General features: G+C 70.2%; 15 protein-coding genes. 10 read left to right on the plus strand and 5 right to left on the minus strand.

The window, feature by feature from the left end; translation table 11 throughout:
• Position 1 precedes the first annotated feature (1 nt).
• The 7 genes from nadC (at position 2) to ACF06X_RS30945 (ending at position 4,438) form a co-directional block, all read left to right on the plus strand.
• A complete protein-coding gene (gene nadC / locus ACF06X_RS30915; RefSeq protein ID WP_392290597.1) occupies positions 2-1,048 on the plus strand; it encodes a carboxylating nicotinate-nucleotide diphosphorylase in 1,047 nt (348 codons plus the stop codon).
• Positions 1,048-1,854: a type III pantothenate kinase gene (locus ACF06X_RS30920; protein WP_391932929.1), complete on the plus strand. Its 807-nt coding sequence runs from the start codon at positions 1,048-1,050 to the stop codon at positions 1,852-1,854. The genes nadC and ACF06X_RS30920 overlap by 1 nt, the downstream gene beginning before the upstream one ends.
• Positions 1,855-2,056: 202 nt before the next feature.
• A complete protein-coding gene (locus ACF06X_RS30925; RefSeq protein ID WP_392290637.1) occupies positions 2,057-2,671 on the plus strand; it encodes a hypothetical protein in 615 nt (204 codons plus the stop codon).
• A gap of 14 nt (positions 2,672-2,685) precedes the next feature.
• Positions 2,686-2,862 (plus strand): hypothetical protein, encoded by a 177-nt coding sequence (locus ACF06X_RS30930; protein WP_392290598.1) that lies wholly within the window; start codon positions 2,686-2,688, stop codon positions 2,860-2,862.
• A 124-nt stretch (positions 2,863-2,986) separates the two neighbouring features.
• Positions 2,987-3,412 carry a BlaI/MecI/CopY family transcriptional regulator gene (locus ACF06X_RS30935; protein ID WP_392290599.1) on the plus strand — a complete coding sequence of 142 codons (426 nt, stop codon included), beginning with the start codon at positions 2,987-2,989 and terminating at the stop codon, positions 3,410-3,412.
• Between the two features lie 9 nt (positions 3,413-3,421).
• A complete protein-coding gene (locus tag ACF06X_RS30940) occupies positions 3,422-3,958 on the plus strand; it encodes an amino-acid N-acetyltransferase (protein WP_392290600.1) in 537 nt (178 codons plus the stop codon).
• A gap of 144 nt (positions 3,959-4,102) precedes the next feature.
• The gene (locus ACF06X_RS30945; RefSeq protein WP_392290601.1) at positions 4,103-4,438 is read left to right on the plus strand and encodes an Lsr2 family protein; all 336 of its coding nucleotides are present in this window, start codon (positions 4,103-4,105) and stop codon (positions 4,436-4,438) included.
• Here the strand turns inward: ACF06X_RS30945 and ACF06X_RS30950 are convergent.
• The gene (locus ACF06X_RS30950; RefSeq protein ID WP_392290602.1) at positions 4,417-5,019 is read right to left on the minus strand and encodes an SCO3374 family protein; all 603 of its coding nucleotides are present in this window, start codon (positions 5,017-5,019) and stop codon (positions 4,417-4,419) included. The genes ACF06X_RS30945 and ACF06X_RS30950 overlap by 22 nt on opposite strands.
• 472 nt (positions 5,020-5,491) lie before the next feature.
• On the opposite strand from ACF06X_RS30950, the gene ACF06X_RS30955 reads away from it, so the two are divergent.
• The gene (locus tag ACF06X_RS30955) at positions 5,492-8,017 is read left to right on the plus strand and encodes an ATP-dependent Clp protease ATP-binding subunit (protein ID WP_392290603.1); all 2,526 of its coding nucleotides are present in this window, start codon (positions 5,492-5,494) and stop codon (positions 8,015-8,017) included.
• 60 nt (positions 8,018-8,077) lie between these two features.
• Here the strand turns inward: ACF06X_RS30955 and ACF06X_RS30960 are convergent, their stop codons facing one another.
• Positions 8,078-11,101, minus strand: coding sequence for an NACHT domain-containing protein (locus ACF06X_RS30960; protein ID WP_392290604.1), 3,024 nt, complete (start codon positions 11,099-11,101; stop codon positions 8,078-8,080).
• A 487-nt stretch (positions 11,102-11,588) separates the two neighbouring features.
• Here ACF06X_RS30960 and ACF06X_RS30965 point away from each other — a divergent pair, with 487 nt between their 5' ends.
• Positions 11,589-12,332 carry a M23 family metallopeptidase gene (locus ACF06X_RS30965; protein ID WP_392290605.1) on the plus strand — a complete coding sequence of 248 codons (744 nt, stop codon included), beginning with the start codon at positions 11,589-11,591 and terminating at the stop codon, positions 12,330-12,332.
• A gap of 24 nt (positions 12,333-12,356) precedes the next feature.
• On the opposite strand, the gene ACF06X_RS30970 is transcribed toward ACF06X_RS30965, so the two are convergent.
• A complete protein-coding gene (locus ACF06X_RS30970; RefSeq protein WP_355113061.1) occupies positions 12,357-12,914 on the minus strand; it encodes a helix-turn-helix domain-containing protein in 558 nt (185 codons plus the stop codon).
• Positions 12,915-13,044: 130 nt separating this feature from the next.
• Here ACF06X_RS30970 and ACF06X_RS30975 point away from each other — a divergent pair, with 130 nt between their 5' ends.
• A complete protein-coding gene (locus tag ACF06X_RS30975) occupies positions 13,045-14,619 on the plus strand; it encodes an MDR family MFS transporter (protein WP_392290606.1) in 1,575 nt (524 codons plus the stop codon).
• A gap of 61 nt (positions 14,620-14,680) precedes the next feature.
• Here the strand turns inward: ACF06X_RS30975 and cseC are convergent, their stop codons facing one another.
• Positions 14,681-15,997 carry a two-component system sensor histidine kinase CseC gene (gene cseC, locus ACF06X_RS30980; RefSeq protein WP_392290607.1) on the minus strand — a complete coding sequence of 439 codons (1,317 nt, stop codon included), beginning with the start codon at positions 15,995-15,997 and terminating at the stop codon, positions 14,681-14,683.
• A gap of 12 nt (positions 15,998-16,009) precedes the next feature.
• Positions 16,010-16,714 carry a two-component system response regulator CseB gene (gene cseB / locus ACF06X_RS30985; protein ID WP_392290608.1) on the minus strand — a complete coding sequence of 235 codons (705 nt, stop codon included), beginning with the start codon at positions 16,712-16,714 and terminating at the stop codon, positions 16,010-16,012.
• Positions 16,715-16,735: the final 21 nt, after the last annotated feature.

Here is a 16,735-nt window from a genome sequence, read left to right on the forward strand (position 1 = left end):
CGTGAGCACGCCGAGCACGCCCGAAGAAGAACGCCCGCAGCCCGTGGACGTACCCCTGATCCAGATCAGCGCCCCCGGTACGGCCGCCGAGAACGCCGGCGGCTGCGGTGACGGCTGCGGCTGCGCCGAGGGCGACGAGGTGTACGAGTGCGGCCTCGACCCCGCGCTCGCCCAGCTGCTCGCCGACGCCGGGCTCGACCCCGTCCAGGTGGAGGACATCGCCCACCTGGCCATCGAGGAGGACCTCGACGGCGGCGTGGACGTGACGACCGTGGCGACCGTCCCCGAGGACGCGATCGCGACCGCCGACTTCACCGCGCGCGAGGCGGGCGTCGTGGCCGGCCTGCGGGTCGCCGAGGCGGTCCTGTCCATCGTCTGCACCGAGACCTTCGAGGTCGAGCGGCACGTCGAGGACGGCGAGCGCGTCGAGGCCGGCCAGAAGCTGCTCTCGGTCACCACCCGCACCCGCGACCTGCTCACCGGCGAGCGCAGCGCGCTCAACATCCTGTGCCGCCTCTCCGGCATCGCCACGGCCACGCGCGCGTGGGCGGACGCCCTGGAGGGCACCAAGGCCCGCGTCCGCGACACCCGCAAGACCACTCCGGGCCTGCGCGCCCTGGAGAAGTACGCCGTGCGCTGCGGCGGCGGCGTCAACCACCGCATGTCGCTCTCGGACGCCGCCCTGGTCAAGGACAACCACGTGGTCGCGGCCGGTGGCGTGGCGCAGGCCTTCAAGGCCGTGCGCGAGCTCTTCCCCGACGTGCCGATCGAGGTCGAGGTCGACACCCTGTCCCAGGTCCGCGAGGTCCTGGACGCCGGCGCCGACCTGATCCTGCTCGACAACTTCACCCCCACGGAGACCGAGGAGGCCGTCGCCCTGGTCGCGGGCCGCGCCGTCCTGGAGTCGTCCGGGCGTCTCACGCTGGAGAACGCGGCGGCCTACGCGGCGACCGGCGTGGACTACCTCGCGGTCGGCGGGCTCACGCACTCGTCCCCGATCCTGGACATCGGCCTCGACCTCCGCGACGCCCCCGAGGCGGCCGTCTGATGCTGCTCACCATCGACGTCGGCAACACGCACACCGTCCTCGGCCTCTTCGACGGCGACGAGATCGTCGAGCACTGGCGCATCTCCACGGACCCGCGGCGCACGGCCGACGAGATGGCGGTCCTGCTCCAGGGCCTGATGGGCATGCACCCGCTGCTCGGTGTCGAGCTGAGCGACGGCATCGAGGGCATCGCGATCTGCGCGACCGTCCCCTCGGTCCTGCACGAGCTGCGCGAGGTGACCAGGCGCTACTACGGCGACGTGCCCGCCGTCCTGGTCGAGCCGGGCGTCAAGACGGGCGTCCCGATCCTCACGGACAACCCCAAGGAGGTCGGCGCCGACCGCATCATCAACGCGGTCGCGGCGGTCGAGCTCTACGGCGGCCCGGCGATCGTGGTCGACTTCGGCACGGCGACGACGTACGACGCGATCACCGCGCGCGGCGAGTACGCGGGCGGTGCCATCGCGCCGGGCATCGAGATCTCGGTCGAGGCGCTGGGCGTCAAGGGCGCGATGCTCCGCAAGATCGAGCTGGCCCGCCCGCGCAGTGTGATCGGCAAGAACACGGTCGAGGCGATGCAGTCGGGCATCGTCTACGGGTACGCGGGCCAGGTGGACGGCGTCGTGGCGCGGATGAAGCGCGAGCTCGTCGGCCCGCAGGGCGACCCGTCCGACGTGACGGTGATCGCGACCGGCGGCCTCGCGCCGATGGTCCTCAGCGACGCCAAGGAGATCGACGAGCACGAGCCCTGGCTCACCCTGATCGGGCTGCGGCTGGTGTACGAACGCAACGTGTCGCGGATGTAGCCGGCGGGGCCCCGGCCCCGCCCCCTGCCGCGGTGCCGCCCCGCCACCCTGCCGCCCTGCCCCTGCCCCTGCCCCTGCCGCCGCCCCGCCCCGCCTTCGCCGCCCGGCGCGGGGCAACGCGCCGGGATGATCGGTAAACGAAATTTGTCCGATTAGCGCGTATCGTCACCCCATGCCCACGCCATACGGATCCCGCGGCGGCATGGCGTTCAGCGCGGACGAGCTGCGTGTGCTCCGACGTGCTCTCGCCACCGCCCTCCACCCCGCCCCCCTTCAGGACGAGGACGTTCAGGACTGCCTGCGCCTCGCCGAATCCGTGGACGAAGCCGTCCGCGAGGCCGGCCGGCTGCGCGCCTTCCTCCTCGCCGACCTGGCCCGGTACCGCGCCGCCCTGCCCGGCTCGTTCCCGGGCTACCTGGAGCTCCTCCAGCAGGCCCTCGCCGCCGGTTACGACCCCGAGGCCGACGACCTCGCCGCCCTGCGCGCACTGCGCGCCAACCCCCGGGCCGCCCGCCTCCTGGAGCGCTGCCAGATGCTCGCCGAGCGCTCCGTGCGCGCCCGCCTCGCCCGTGTCCTCCAGGCGACCGTCCCCGGCTCGCCCGCGCCGGCGCCCTCGTCGCCCACGCCGACGCCTCCGCGCCCCCGGGCCCGGTTGCTCGCCCTGCCCGGTGGCCGCGCCGCCGACGAGCCGAAGAAACCGTCCGCCCCCAAGCCGCCCGCCCCCGGTGAGCGCCCGGTGCCCAAGCCCTCCGAGGTCTTCCCGCCGCGCCGACGCCCCGTACCCCCGCCCCCGCCCGAAGAACGCGTCGCCGGATAGCTACTCTGGACGCCATGGACTACGTATCCGCGCTCCTGCCCCCCGTCGTGATGGCCGCGTTCTTCATCGCTCTCGTCGTCACGATCGTCAAGAGTCAGGGCGGTCCCAACAAGGCCAAGGAGGACGCGGCGGTGGACGCCGCCCTCGCCCACACGGAGGCCACCCGCCGGCCGGGCGGCGACGCCGCGTAGCCCGCGCCGCTCCCGACGCCCGTACCACCGAGGACGTACGCCCGCTTTCACGGCGTACGTCCTTTTTGTGTGTTTCCTCCGTCAATAACCGGCCACTTCCGTTCTCGCGCACTATGGTGGCCATGTGCCCCGTCAATTGGGAGAGCTCGAAGACGCCGTCATGACACGCGTCTGGCAATGGAACCGGCCGGTGACCGTCCGGGAAGTCCTGGAGGATCTCCAGCAGGAACGGTCCATCGCCTACACCACCGTCATGACCGTAATGGACAATCTCCATCAGAAGGGCTGGGTGCGCAGGGAAGTCGACGGCCGCGCCTATCGATATACCGCGGTCTCCACCCGCGCCGCCTACTCCGCCGCGCTGATGAACGAGGCCTGGTCGCAGAGCGACAACCCGGCCGCCGCCCTCGTCGCCTTCTTCGGCATGATGTCGTCCGAGCAGCGCGAGGCCCTCAACGACGCCATCCGCATCGTCGGCCACAACACCCCCGACGCGCCCCCCGCCCCGGCCGAGGGCGCCGATCAGCGGGGCGAGGGCCCGGGGCGATAACGTCCCCCCATGCCGTCGTCCTCCGCATCCGCGCCCCTCTCGAAAGCCGTCACCGTACGCCGGGCCCGCACCAGTGATGTCGCCGCCGTCCGCCGCCTCATCGATCCGTACGTCCGCCGCGGCATCCTGCTCGACAAAGCGCCGGTGACGCTTTACGAGGACATCCAGGAGTTCTGGGTCGCGGAACGCGACGAGGACGCGGTGGTCGTCGGCTGCGGCGCACTCCACGTGATGTGGGAAGACCTCGCCGAAGTGCGTACTCTCGCCGTCGATCCGGAGTTCAAGGGCGCGGGCGTCGGGCATCAGGTGCTCGACAAGTTGCTGGACACCGCCCGATGGCTCGGTGTGCGCCGGGTATTCTGCCTGACCTTCGAAGTCGACTTCTTCGCGAAGCACGGCTTCGTCGAGATCGGCGAGACTCCGGTCGACGGAGATGTGTACAGCGAGCTCCTGCGTTCCTATGACGAGGGTGTCGCCGAGTTCCTCGGTCTCGAACGAGTGAAGCCGAACACCTTGGGCAACAGCCGGATGCTTCTGCACCTGTGATCGTAACGAGCGCGCGGAACCCTATGTCCGAATCGCGTACGTTTCCCGCGTTCCCGGGCTTCTGAACCTCTGCCAGGGGTTTGTGTTTTTCCGGGAAAAGCGGTTTCCTTTCCGCGTACTGCATTTTCGATGAAAGGAAATCCGGTGGCACAGAAGGTTCAGGTCCTTCTTGTCGATGACCTCGACGGTGTCGAGGCGGACGAGACCGTGACGTTCGCGCTGGACGGCAAGACCTACGAGATCGACCTCACCACCGCCAACGCGGACAAGCTCCGTGCCCTGCTCGAGCCGTACACGAAGAGTGGCCGGCGCACCGGTGGCCGCACCGCCGGTACGCGTGGCAAGGGCCGGGTCGCCACCGGTGGCAGCCCGGACACCGCGAAGATCCGCGCGTGGGCGAAGGAGAACGGTTACAACGTGAACGACCGCGGCCGGGTCCCCGCGGAGATCAAGGCGGCCTACGAGGACGCGAACCGCTGAGGCGTCAGCTGCTGGGACACCGCCCCGTGGGGACGCCCACAGGGACGAGCGCTCAGCAGCCGCACCCGGTGGCACTCCGCGGCGGCGGCGGCCACGAGCCGTACGAGACAGGGGGCGCCCGCATCGCCCCGCCCCGCCGCCCGCAGGGCCGGCAGCGAGGATTCCACGTCGCGGCCCGGCTCGGGGGCGCGCAGCCACACCGCGGTGCCCGGCGTGCCGGAACCGCTCCGTCCTGGGGGAATGGGGGCGGTCATCCGGCCGCCCGCGCCCAGCGCGGCGAGATCCAGTGAGATCCCGCCCCACTCCAGCCAGTCGAGCAGCCCCGGCAGCTCCTCGGCGCTCCCGGCCGCCACGAGCAGCCCCATCCTCCGCCCCATGAGGGCCACCGGCCCGGTGGCGGCGCCCCGACGGCGCAGCACCGCCCGGCCGGCCGCCGCCGGCAGCTCCAGTACGTCGAAGCGCAGCCCGGTGACGAGCTGGACCGGCGGGCCGTCCACGGCCGCCCAGCCGAGTGCGCGCTCGTACCACCGCGCCAGGCCGTCGTCGAGCGGCGAGCGGGGGAGCGGGACGGTGAAGGCCATGCCCGGGGAACTCCCGGGGAGCCCCGTCGGTTACGCACTCGGTGACCGACCGTCCCCGAGCCGGTGCGGAGCGTGTCCGGGATGCGCGTCTGTGGGGGCGTACGCGTGCATTCGAGAGCGCAAGGGTGTTCGCCCGTAGCGGAGGGAACCGGGGTGTGCCGCATGGAGTGTCAGTGCTTACGGGTAAGACATTCCTAGTGAGGAGGGGCGACTCGCGGGCTTCTGCGTCTCACGTTCGCCATCGGCGTACTCAAGGCGCGGGTAACTGCTTGGCCTGCGGGAACATCGTCTCGCACCATCGGGTTGGAGCATTTGTCGGCTGTTCTGCAGCAGGTCTCCCCGCAGACAAGGGGGTGATCCGGACGGATGTCGGCAGTTGGAATGAGCGGTCCCCGCTTGCGGGACTAAGCTGCGGAAGGACAGGGAGGGGATCGACCCCTAACTGACTGACCGCTCTGAGGAGCGATTAACGATGTTCGAGAGGTTCACCGACCGCGCGCGGCGGGTTGTCGTCCTGGCTCAGGAAGAAGCCCGGATGCTCAACCACAACTACATCGGCACCGAGCACATCCTCCTGGGCCTTATCCACGAGGGTGAGGGTGTCGCCGCTAAGGCCCTGGAGAGCCTCGGGATTTCGCTCGAGGCGGTCCGCCAGCAGGTTGAGGAGATCATCGGGCAGGGGCAGCAGGCCCCGTCCGGGCACATCCCCTTCACCCCGCGTGCCAAGAAGGTCCTGGAGCTGTCGCTCCGTGAGGCCCTCCAGCTCGGCCACAACTACATCGGCACCGAGCACATCCTGCTCGGCCTGATCCGCGAGGGCGAGGGCGTCGCCGCCCAGGTCCTCGTGAAGCTGGGCGCCGATCTCAACCGGGTGCGGCAGCAGGTCATCCAGCTGCTCTCCGGCTACCAGGGCAAGGAAGCCGCCGCCGCCGGCGGTCCTGCCGAGGGCACTCCCTCGACGTCCCTGGTCCTCGACCAGTTCGGCCGGAACCTCACCCAGGCCGCTCGTGAGTCCAAGCTCGACCCGGTCATCGGGCGCGAGAAGGAGATCGAGCGGGTCATGCAGGTGCTGTCCCGCCGCACGAAGAACAACCCGGTCCTCATCGGCGAGCCCGGCGTCGGCAAGACCGCCGTCGTCGAAGGCCTGGCGCAGGCCATCGTCAAGGGCGAGGTGCCCGAGACCCTCAAGGACAAGCACCTCTACACCCTCGACCTCGGCGCGCTGGTCGCCGGCTCCCGCTACCGCGGTGACTTCGAGGAGCGCCTGAAGAAGGTCCTCAAGGAGATCCGCACCCGCGGCGACATCATCCTGTTCATCGACGAGCTCCACACCCTGGTGGGTGCGGGCGCCGCCGAGGGCGCGATCGACGCCGCGAGCATCCTCAAGCCGATGCTGGCCCGCGGTGAGCTCCAGACCATCGGTGCCACCACGCTCGACGAGTACCGCAAGTACCTGGAGAAGGACGCCGCCCTCGAGCGCCGCTTCCAGCCCATCCAGGTCGCCGAGCCGTCGCTGCCGCACACGATCGAGATCCTCAAGGGTCTGCGCGACCGGTACGAAGCCCACCACCGTGTCTCGATCACGGACGAGGCCCTCGTGCAGGCCGCGACCCTGGCCGACCGGTACATCTCGGACCGCTTCCTCCCGGACAAGGCGATCGACCTGATCGACGAGGCCGGCTCCCGGATGCGCATCCGCCGGATGACCGCGCCGCCGGACCTCCGTGAGTTCGACGAGAAGATCGCCGGTGTCCGTCGGGACAAGGAGTCCGCGATCGACTCCCAGGACTTCGAGAAGGCGGCCTCTCTCCGCGACAAGGAGAAGCAGCTGCTGGCGGCGAAGGCCAAGCGGGAGAAGGAGTGGAAGGCCGGCGACATGGACGTCGTCGCCGAGGTCGACGGCGATCTGATCGCCGAGGTCCTCGCGACCGCCACCGGTATCCCGGTCTTCAAGCTGACCGAGGAGGAGTCCTCGCGTCTGCTCCGCATGGAGGACGAGCTCCACAAGCGCGTCATCGGCCAGCGTGACGCGGTCATCGGCCTCTCGCGGGCGATCCGCCGTACGCGAGCCGGTCTGAAGGACCCGAAGCGCCCCGGCGGCTCGTTCATCTTCGCCGGTCCGTCCGGTGTCGGTAAGACCGAGCTGTCCAAGGCGCTCGCCGAATTCCTCTTCGGCGACGAGGACGCGATGATCTCCCTCGACATGTCGGAGTTCAGCGAGAAGCACACGGTTTCCCGTCTCTTCGGTTCTCCCCCCGGATACGTGGGCTACGAAGAGGGCGGCCAGCTCACCGAGAAGGTGCGCCGCAAGCCGTTCTCCGTCGTCCTCTTCGACGAGGTCGAGAAGGCCCACCCCGATATCTTCAATTCCCTTCTCCAGATCCTGGAGGACGGTCGACTGACCGACTCCCAGGGCCGGGTCGTGGACTTCAAGAACACGGTCATCATCATGACGACCAACCTCGGGACCCGGGACATCTCGAAGGGCTTCAACCTGGGCTTCGCCGCCCAGGGCGACACGAAGTCCAACTACGAGCGGATGAAGGCGAAGGTCAGCGACGAGCTGAAGCAGCACTTCCGCCCGGAGTTCCTGAACCGTGTGGACGACGTCATCGTCTTCCCGCAGCTCACCCAGGACGACATCCTCAAGATCGTCGACCTGATGATCGGCCGGGTGGACGAGCGCCTGAAGGACCGGGACATGGGCATCGAGCTCTCCCAGTCCGCGAAGGAGCTGCTCGCCAAGAAGGGTTACGACCCCGTGATGGGCGCCCGGCCGCTGCGCCGGACGATCCAGCGCGAGATCGAGGACTCGCTCTCTGAGAAGATCCTCTTCGGCGAGCTGCGCCCCGGTCACATCGTGGTCGTGGACACCGAGGGCGAGGGTGAGGAGAAGAAGTTCACCTTCCGCGGCGAGGAGAAGTCGGCGCTGCCCGACGTCCCGCCGATCGAGCAGGCGACCGGCGGAGCCGGTCCGAACCTCTCGAAGGACGCGTAAGCGTTCGAAGTGTGTGACAGGGGCGGCCCCGGACTCGGAAGAGTCCGGGGCCGCCCCTTTTCACGTGCGGAGCTCGACGGCCCGGGAGAGGTGTTCGGTGCCGGTGAACCGGGCGCCCGCGGCGGAGACGCGGGAGAGCCGCTCCAGCGATGCCAGGGGGGTGAGGTCGTGGACCTGACCGTCTTCGAAGTTCCAGAGGGCGAGCTGCTCCAGATCCGGAAACGCACGAACGATCGCTTCGAAGTGCACGGAGGATCCCGCGCAGTCCACGTCCAGCCTCGTCACCGGCAGCCGCAGTGAGTCCGGTATGGCCGCCACGGCCACATCGGGCACAGAGAGCAGCTCGAGCCCGCTGAGATCTGCCAGCGCCCGCCAGTCCTCCGCGGTGGGCCCGATGGCTCTGGTGACCGCGAGCATCCTGAGACGGGGCAGACGACGCAGAACGCCGAAGCCTCCTTCCGGGTACGTCGACAGGGTGACACTCTCCAGCTGGTCGCCCACGAGGAACGAGCCCAGGACCTGACCGATCGCATCGTGCACCCCCAGGCTCTTCACACCGCCGAGCACTTCGCTCAGCAGCGCCACTCCATGACGGGTGAGACGGCCCCGGAGTTCGAGGCGCTCAGGACGCAGACCGAGGCGCACCAGCTCGGCGGCGTGTTCGTCGGTCATCACGGTGAAGTTGAGCCCCGACGGGTCGAGCTGAGAGATGATCTCGTCGGCGTATGTCGAGGCGTCGAACCGATGCCACGCCCACATGAGTTGGCTGCGGACCATCAGGGTCTTGTGGCGGGTGAATTTCGCCAGGTACGGCAAGGTGGCGTCGTCCGTGATGTGGGTTGCTGTGATCACCACATTCAGTGCCTCCATCGGTTCCAGGCTCTCGGGCCCGGGCAGCAGATCCAGCACCGCCGCGCCCACCGACGCCAGCTCCCGTGCCTCCTCCGGCCCGCTCGGCGGAATGACCGCTGCCGTCCGGGCCAGGATCCGTTCGCGGATCGCCGGTGCCACCTCCGTCGCGTGGTCCAGTGCCGTCGCGGCGACCACGAGGATCCGCAGCTGGGTACGGCGGTCCGGTGCCCCGTCGACCGCGCGGAGCAACTCCTCGAAGATCTCCGCGCATTCGCGCGGGCGGGCATGGCCGACGGCCATGCGGATGACGTCCTCCCACTGGTCGTCCGCCGCGTGCCGGACCAGGACCCCGATGTCCCAGCGGTCCACGAGGGCCTTCGCCGCCAGGTAGTCCTGGAAGGTGCGGTGGACGAAGTCGACCGTCTCCTCGGTCGGTTCGCGCAGGAGGCCGCTGCGGTGGAGCAGGTGTGTGAAGACCGCGCCAGGGTCGTACCCGGCCGCCTCCGTGATGGCCGGCACGGCCTCCCGCACGACCGACTCCGCATGCGAACGGTCCATCGTCGTGCGGCCGTTGAGCGTCAGCCAGTACGCGATCCGCTGGATCAGCTGGATCTGCGGGGCCTCGCCCAGCTCGATCCCGTACGGCGTACCCATGTCCCGCTCGCGGTCCCGGCGCGTGAGGAGCATCGACAGGGCGGCGTCGTACAGCGCCTTCCGGCCGCGCGGCAGGAAGCCCCGGCGGGCGCGGTGGAGGGCACAGATCAGGCCGCACATCAGTGGGTTGGTGGCGAGTGCGGCGACGTCGGCGGTGGTGCGCAGCGCGTCGAGGAGCGGCTGCTCGTACGGTGCCGCCTCCGGCCCGGCCGCCTTGTGCCAGCGGCGGACGAAGGTGGCGACCTCGGCGGTGGACATCGGGGCGAGAGTGAGCTCGGTGAAGCCGTCGGACGCCAGCCAGTCGTCGCGTACGGCGGTGGGGCGCGAGGTCACGAGCCAGCGGTTGCCGTCGTAGGTGTCGAGGAGGTCGCGGAGCCAGCGGCGGGCGCGCTCGCGCTCGGCCTCGGGGATCTCGTCGATCCCGTCGACCAGGACCAGGCCGCGCCCTGCGGCGAGAACCCGGTCGGCCCAGCCCTCGGGCGGGGAGAGGGGGCAGTCGACGGCCGAGAGGAAGCGCTCGGGGGCGGGGAGCCGCTCGCCGTGGCGGGTGAGGGTGCGCAGGGGGAGGACGAAGGGGATCCGGTCACGGAGGTACGCCATGTCGTCCGCGAGGTCCTCCCGGGTGGCCGAGACGGCCAGCCACTGGACGAGCGTCGTCTTCCCGGACCCGGCGAGACCGCGCAGCAGCACCTTGTCCTGGCGGGCGAGGGCCTGGTCGGCGCGGCCGCCGGTCGCCGAGAGGTCGCGGATCCGTTCGTTCCTCAGGTACTGGAGCGCCTGGTCATCCGCGGAGCCGGGGATCATCAACGTGCGCATGTCGTCGATGTCGGCCAGCAGCGCCCGGCCCTCGGCACCCATCCGATCGGAGAACGTCGCCTCCAGCGACAGATACGCCACGTCCAGCGGCCACCTCTCGGGCGCGCCCTGCAGTTCGACGCCGTAGATCGTGAGGCTGCCGTGCTTCTTCGCCACGTACGCCCGGTACCGCCGTTCGAACTCCGCGTCCCGCGCGTCCACGCGGGGTGTCCGGCGGATGACCTCGTCGACCTTGGCCGTGAGCTCCGCCTGGCCCCGGGTCTGCTCCACCAGCGTCCGGGCGACGAAGGTGGTCCGCCGGGTGAAGAACTCCAGGATCTGCACGCAGGACCAGTCGGTGAGCGTGTCGAGGAAGAGGACCGAGTCCGTCGACAGGCCGTCCGGGGGCGGTGCCGCCGCGCGCAGCCGGCGCGCGAGTGCGGTGGGGCCGAGGTGGACGGCCTGGACGTCGTCCATGTCGAGGTCGCCGAGGGCGAGCAGGGTCGCGGCCAGGGTGTCGGTGAGCGCCTCGGTCTCGTCGGCGGGGAACGGCGGCTCGCCGGGGCCTGCCGCGGCCCGCTCGACGAGGGTGGTGGCGAGCCTGCGGACGTCCTTCTCCGTGAGGGTGCGCTTCTCGCCGCGGAAGGAGACGAGCCCGGAGAGCCGGACGGGCTTGCGGGCACCGGTGAGGCCGGCCCCGGGACCGTCCTTGGCCAGCAGTTTCCGTAGCAGCGGGCCCGTCGCGGACGAGGCCAGTCGTATGCCGATGAGTGCTGGATCCACGTGCGTCCCCCGAAGCGGCCGTGCTCGTTCCGAACCGTCGTCAGCGTAGTCGGGGACGGGATCCGAGAGGCTCGGGTTGCGTGACCCAGGTCGCATTCGGGGTGGCGGCTCCGTGACAAGGCGCACAGGCGTTTTGGGCGGTACTAGCCGGAATAGTGCTGGCGTTTGGTGTCGATTCGGGACGTTCGGGGTCATGGTGGCGGGACTTTGGTCCCAAGGGGTCGCGAACCCTGCGGTAAGCGGCCTCCCGACCGTACGGGGACGGGTCCGACGTGCGGATAAACCGCTTCTCTTGGGCTGGTTTGTCCGAATTCAGGGTGAGGGGTCCGGAGTGGTCAAGACCTGAACTTCTCCGGAGATCGCTACGACGTGATGTCGTAGATGGGGTGTTTTACCCCGGATGGGGGTCCGGGTTACCAAGGAACAGCAACACCAGCCCGGCGCACCACCGCGTCGGGTCCCGTTCTGTCCGGAGGTTTTCCCCCGTATGTCGAAGCGCGTCATGAACCCCGCCGCCCGTGTCACCGCCGTCGCCCTCGCCACCGCGGGTCTGGGAGCGTCGCTGGTGGCCGGAGCAGGGTCCGCCTTCGCCGCCGAGGGCAAGGCCACCATCGCGACTGCCGCGACCGGTGCGTCCGCCGCCGTCGCCGCGCAGGCCGATGCTCAGGCCCAGGCGGCCGCCAAGGCCGTCAAGGCCGCAGCGGCCAAGCAGGCGGCCGCGAAGCAGGCCGCGGCCAAGAAGGCCGCCGCTCAGAAGGCTGCCGTGAAGAAGGCCGTCAAGAAGGCCGCCCCGGTCGCCGCCAAGAAGAAGGCCTCCTGGGTCAAGCCGGTCGGCGGCTACACCCTGACCGCCAGCTACAACCAGGGCGGCGCCATGTGGGCCAGCAAGCACTCCGGCCAGGACTTCGCCGTTCCGGTCGGCACCACCGTCAAGGCCGCGGGCGCCGGTACCGTCGTGAAGGCCGGCCCGAACGGCGGCGGTGACGGCCCGGCGTACGGCAACGCCATCGTCATCAAGCACGCCAACGGCAAGTACTCGCAGTACGCGCACCTGTCGAAGATCAACGTCGGCATCGGCCAGAAGGTCGGCGCCGGCCAGAAGATCGCGCTGTCGGGCAACACCGGCAACTCGTCCGGCCCGCACCTGCACTTCGAGATCCGTACGACCCCGAACTACGGCTCCGCGCTGAACCCGGCCGCGTTCCTGCGCTCCGTCGGCGTCACCATCTGACCCGAGGGCGACCCGAGGAAGGCCTCACCGCGCGCCGTGCGCCTGGGTGAGCAGATCGAGGGCGACATCGAGGACGGCTTCCCGCTTCTCCTCGGCGTCGCCCTCGACGTTGTCCATGAAGAACATCCCCGCGTGCAGGGTGAAGATCGCGCTCACGCAGCGCACCCGGTCGATCACGGCGAACTCCGGCTCCTGGATCAGATTGCTCAGTTCGAGCATCCGCTCCTTGAAGGTCAGGCCGATGCTCAGCTCGCGGACGGCCGCCTGGTTCTCCTGCATGAAGCGGAACAGCGGGGCCGCGCCGATCAGGGATTCCTGGTAGCGGCGCAGGATCTCCTCCCTGACCTCCAGCGTGCGCGGCTGCTCCCGCGCCCATGCGATCAGCTCGTCCACGGGCCGGGTGAGGTCCTGGAAGATGCCGATGATGATGTCTTCCTTGGTCTTGAAGTGGTAGTACAGCGCGGCCTTGGTGACGTCGAGGTGCTCGGCGATCTCGCGCAGCGAGGTCTTCTCGTAGCCCTGTTCCGCGAAGAGTTCGAGGGCCACGTCCTGGATGCGCTGCCGGGTGTTGCCTCTGGCCATGGTCCGCTCCCACACACTCTTACTTACTTGACGACCGGCTAGTTACGGGTCTACCGTCCCCAGTCTAGTAACTAGCCGGGCGGCAAGTAAGTGCACCCAGGGATGATGGGGCATGGTGGGGAGCGGAAGCATGGCGACGACCGAGCCAGTGAAAACGTCCGAGGAGGCGGCTGCGAAGAAGCCGCGCAGCGTCCGCGTCGTCCTCCTCGCCCTGATGATCGCGATGCTGCTCGCGATGCTCGACAACATGATCATCGGTACCGCCATGCCGACGATCGTCGGCGAACTCGGCGGCCTGGAGCACCTCTCCTGGGTCGTCACCGCCTACACCCTGGCCACCGCCGCCTCCACCCCCATCTGGGGCAAGCTCGGCGACATGTACGGCCGCAAGGGCGTCTTCCTGACCGCGATCGTGATCTTCCTGATCGGGTCCGCGCTCAGCGGCATGGCCCAGGACATGGGCCAGCTCATCGGCTTCCGCACGGTCCAGGGCCTCGGCGCCGGCGGTCTGATGGTCGGCGTCATGGCGATCATCGGCGACCTGATCCCGCCCCGCGAGCGCGGCAAGTACCAGGGCATGATGGCCGGCGTGATGGCCCTCGCCATGATCGGCGGCCCCCTCGTCGGCGGCACCATCACCGACCACTGGGGCTGGCGCTGGTCCTTCTACATCAACCTGCCGCTCGGCGCCGTCGCCCTCGCGATGGTCACCGCCGTCCTCCACCTGCCCAAGAAGGTGCGCGACCGCTCCGTCCGGATCGACTTCCTCGGCGCCGCGCTGCTGACCGTCGGCATCACCGCGATCGTCCTGGTCACGACCTGGGGCGGTACGGAGTACGCCTGGGGCTCCGCGATGATCGTCGGCCTCTCGGTCGCCGGCGTCGCCGCGCTCGCCGCGTTCCTCCGGGTCGAGACCCGCGCCAGTGACCCCGTCGTACCGCTCCACATCTTCCGCAGCCGCAACTTCACCCTCATGTCGGTGATCGGCTTCCTCACCGGCTTCGTGATGTTCGGCGCGGTCCTCTTCCTGCCGCTGTTCCAGCAGTCCGTGCAGGGTGCCTCGGCCACCAACTCCGGCCTGCTGCTCCTGCCGATGCTGATGGCGATGATGGTCGTCTCCCTGGTCTCCGGCCGGATCACCACCAGCAGCGGCAAGTACAAGATCTTCCCGATCATCGGTACGGCGCTGATGGTGATCGGCCTCTTCCTGCTCGCCCAGATGGACACCGGCACCTCCCGCCTCACCTCCGGCGTCTACATGGCGGTGCTCGGCGCCGGCATGGGCTTCCTGATGCAGATCACCATGCTCGTCGCGCAGAACAGCGTCGAGATGAAGGACATGGGCGTCGCCTCCTCCGCGACCACCCTCTTCCGCACCCTCGGCTCCTCCTTCGGCGTCGCCATCATGGGCGCGCTCTTCACCAGCCGCGTCCAGGACGAGATGGCGGCGCGCGGCGGCTCCGAGCTGACCCAGCAGTCGGCCCAGCTCGACGCCGCCAGCCTGGCGAAGCTCCCGGCCGCGCTGCGCGAGGCCTACCAGGACGCGGTGGCCTCCGGCACCCACGCGGCCTTCCTGGCGGGAGCGGCCATCGCGGTGATCGGCTTCGTCCTCGCCTTCCTCGTCAAGGAAGTGGCGCTGCGCGGGGCGGGCCCGGCGCCGAAGCCGGCCCCCGAGGCCGCCCCGAAGACCGTCGAGACGGTCTGACCTTCCGTCGTCCCGCGAGGTCGTACGCGAGAAGGCCCCCGGCGATCACCCGCCGGGGGCCTCAGTCCGCGAACTTGATCATCGGGAAGCTGCCCGTATTCGTCGGCGCGTGGTCCGGCAGCCACAGGACCGCGATCGCGCCGCCCGCCCCCTCCGGAGTGCCCTCCGGCGCCGCGTTGCGGAAGGTCAGCCGGGCGCCGAGCACTCGGGCCTGCCCGGCCGCGATCGTCAGGCCGAGACCGTGCCCCTGCCCCGCCCGGTCGCTGGCACCGGTGCGGAAACGGCTCGGGCCCTCGCGCAGCAGCGCCTCGGGGAAGCCCGGGCCGTGGTCCCGGACGCGTACCACCCGGCCCTCGACCGTCACCTCGACCGGCGGCTTGCCGTGCTTGGCCGCGTTCGCCAGCAGATTGCCCAGGATCCGCTCCAGGCGCCGGGGGTCGGTGTTCACCCAGGACTCGTGGACGACGTGCACCGCCACCTCCGGATCGAGCGCCCGCACCCGCCGCTCGACGAACTCGCCGAGCGCGATCTCCTGGAGCTCGGCGCGTTCCGACGCGCTGTCCAGCCGGGCGACCTCCAGCACGTCCTCGACCAGCGTCCGCATGGCCTGCGCCCGGTCCCGTACCAGCTCGGTCGGACGCCCGGGCGGCAGCAGCTCGGCGGCCGTGAGCAGGCCCGTCACCGGCGTGCGCAGCTCGTGCGCGATGTCGGCGGTGACCCGGCGCTCGGCCTCGATCCGCTCCTGCAGGGCGTCCGTCAGGGCGTCGACCGCCCGGGCCAGCTCGTCCGTCTCGTCCCGTACGACTCCGCCGATCGCGTCCCGCACCCGTACGTCCGTGTTGCCCTGCGCGACCCGGCCGGCCGCCGCGGCGGCCTTGCGCAGCCGGCGCGAGAGCTGGCCGCCGATGAGCACGCCGAGCGCGCAGCCGCCGAAGACCACCGACACCGAGCCGATGACGAGCGCCCGGTCGAGGTCCTTCATGATCGTCGCGCTGCGGTCGGCGAACGGGATGTGGAGCGACAGCACGTCCCCGTTGGCGAGCGGCACGGCCGCCCACACGTCGGGCGGACCGCCGTGGCGGTGCTCCTGTACGTACGTCCCACGCCGTTTGTCCCGCATGAGCTGGTCGAGCTGCGGCGGCAGCATCGGATCGTTGATCTTGGTGCCGAAGCGGGGCTCCTTCGGCTTGGAGCTCTCGTACATCCGCTGGGCGAAGAGCAGCCGCTCCATCTGCACCTCGCGCGCGTTGTCGAGCATCGAGACGCGCGCCGAGTTGTGGACGACCAGGCTGAGGGTGACCGCGATGAGCGCGCCCACGGCCGCGATGGCCACGGCGATCTTCCAGCGGACCCCCGTACGGAGGGCGAGCGGCTTCACCGGTGTGCCGTCCTAGCCCTTGAGCTTGTAGCCGAAGCCGCGGACCGTCTCGATCCGGTCCTGGCCGATCTTCGTGCGCAGGCGCTGGACGTGGACGTCCACCACCCGGGTGTCGCCGCCCCAGCCGTAGTCCCAGACCCGCTCCAGGAGCTTGTCCCGGGACAGCACCGTGCCCGGCGCCGAGGAGAACTCCAGGAGCAGCCGCATCTCGGTCGGTGTGAGCCCGACGGGCTCGCCGCCCCTGCGGACCTCCATGCCCTCGGTGTCGACCTCCAGCTCCCCGAAGACGAGCACCCCGCCCTCCGGCGCGTCGGCGCGCCCCGCGTCCCCGGCCGCCGGGCCGCCCGCGTGCCCGAAGCGGCGCAGCACCGCCCGGATCCGGGCCACCAGCACCGACCCGTCGAACGGCTTGGTGACGTAGTCGTCGGCGCCCGCCTCCAGGCCCAGGACCACGTCGATGGAGTCGGCGCGCGCGGACAGCATGATGACCGGCACCGTCGACTCGTCGCGGATCCGGCGGCACAGGCTGACGCCGTCCATCCCCGGCAGCATCACGTCGAGCAGCGCGATGTCCGGCCGGTCCGCCCGGAACGCCTCCAGACCGGAGAGCCCGTCGGGCATGGCGGTCACCGCGAAGCCGTCCCGCTCCAGTGCGAGCTGGGTGGCTTCGCGGATCACGTCGTCGTCCTCGACGAACAGCACATGGGTCTCGGCCATCGCGCGTCTCTCTCCTGACGT

It is taken from the genome of Streptomyces sp. NPDC015346, from assembly GCF_043078785.1.
In the GTDB taxonomy this organism is placed as follows: domain Bacteria; phylum Actinomycetota; class Actinomycetes; order Streptomycetales; family Streptomycetaceae; genus Streptomyces.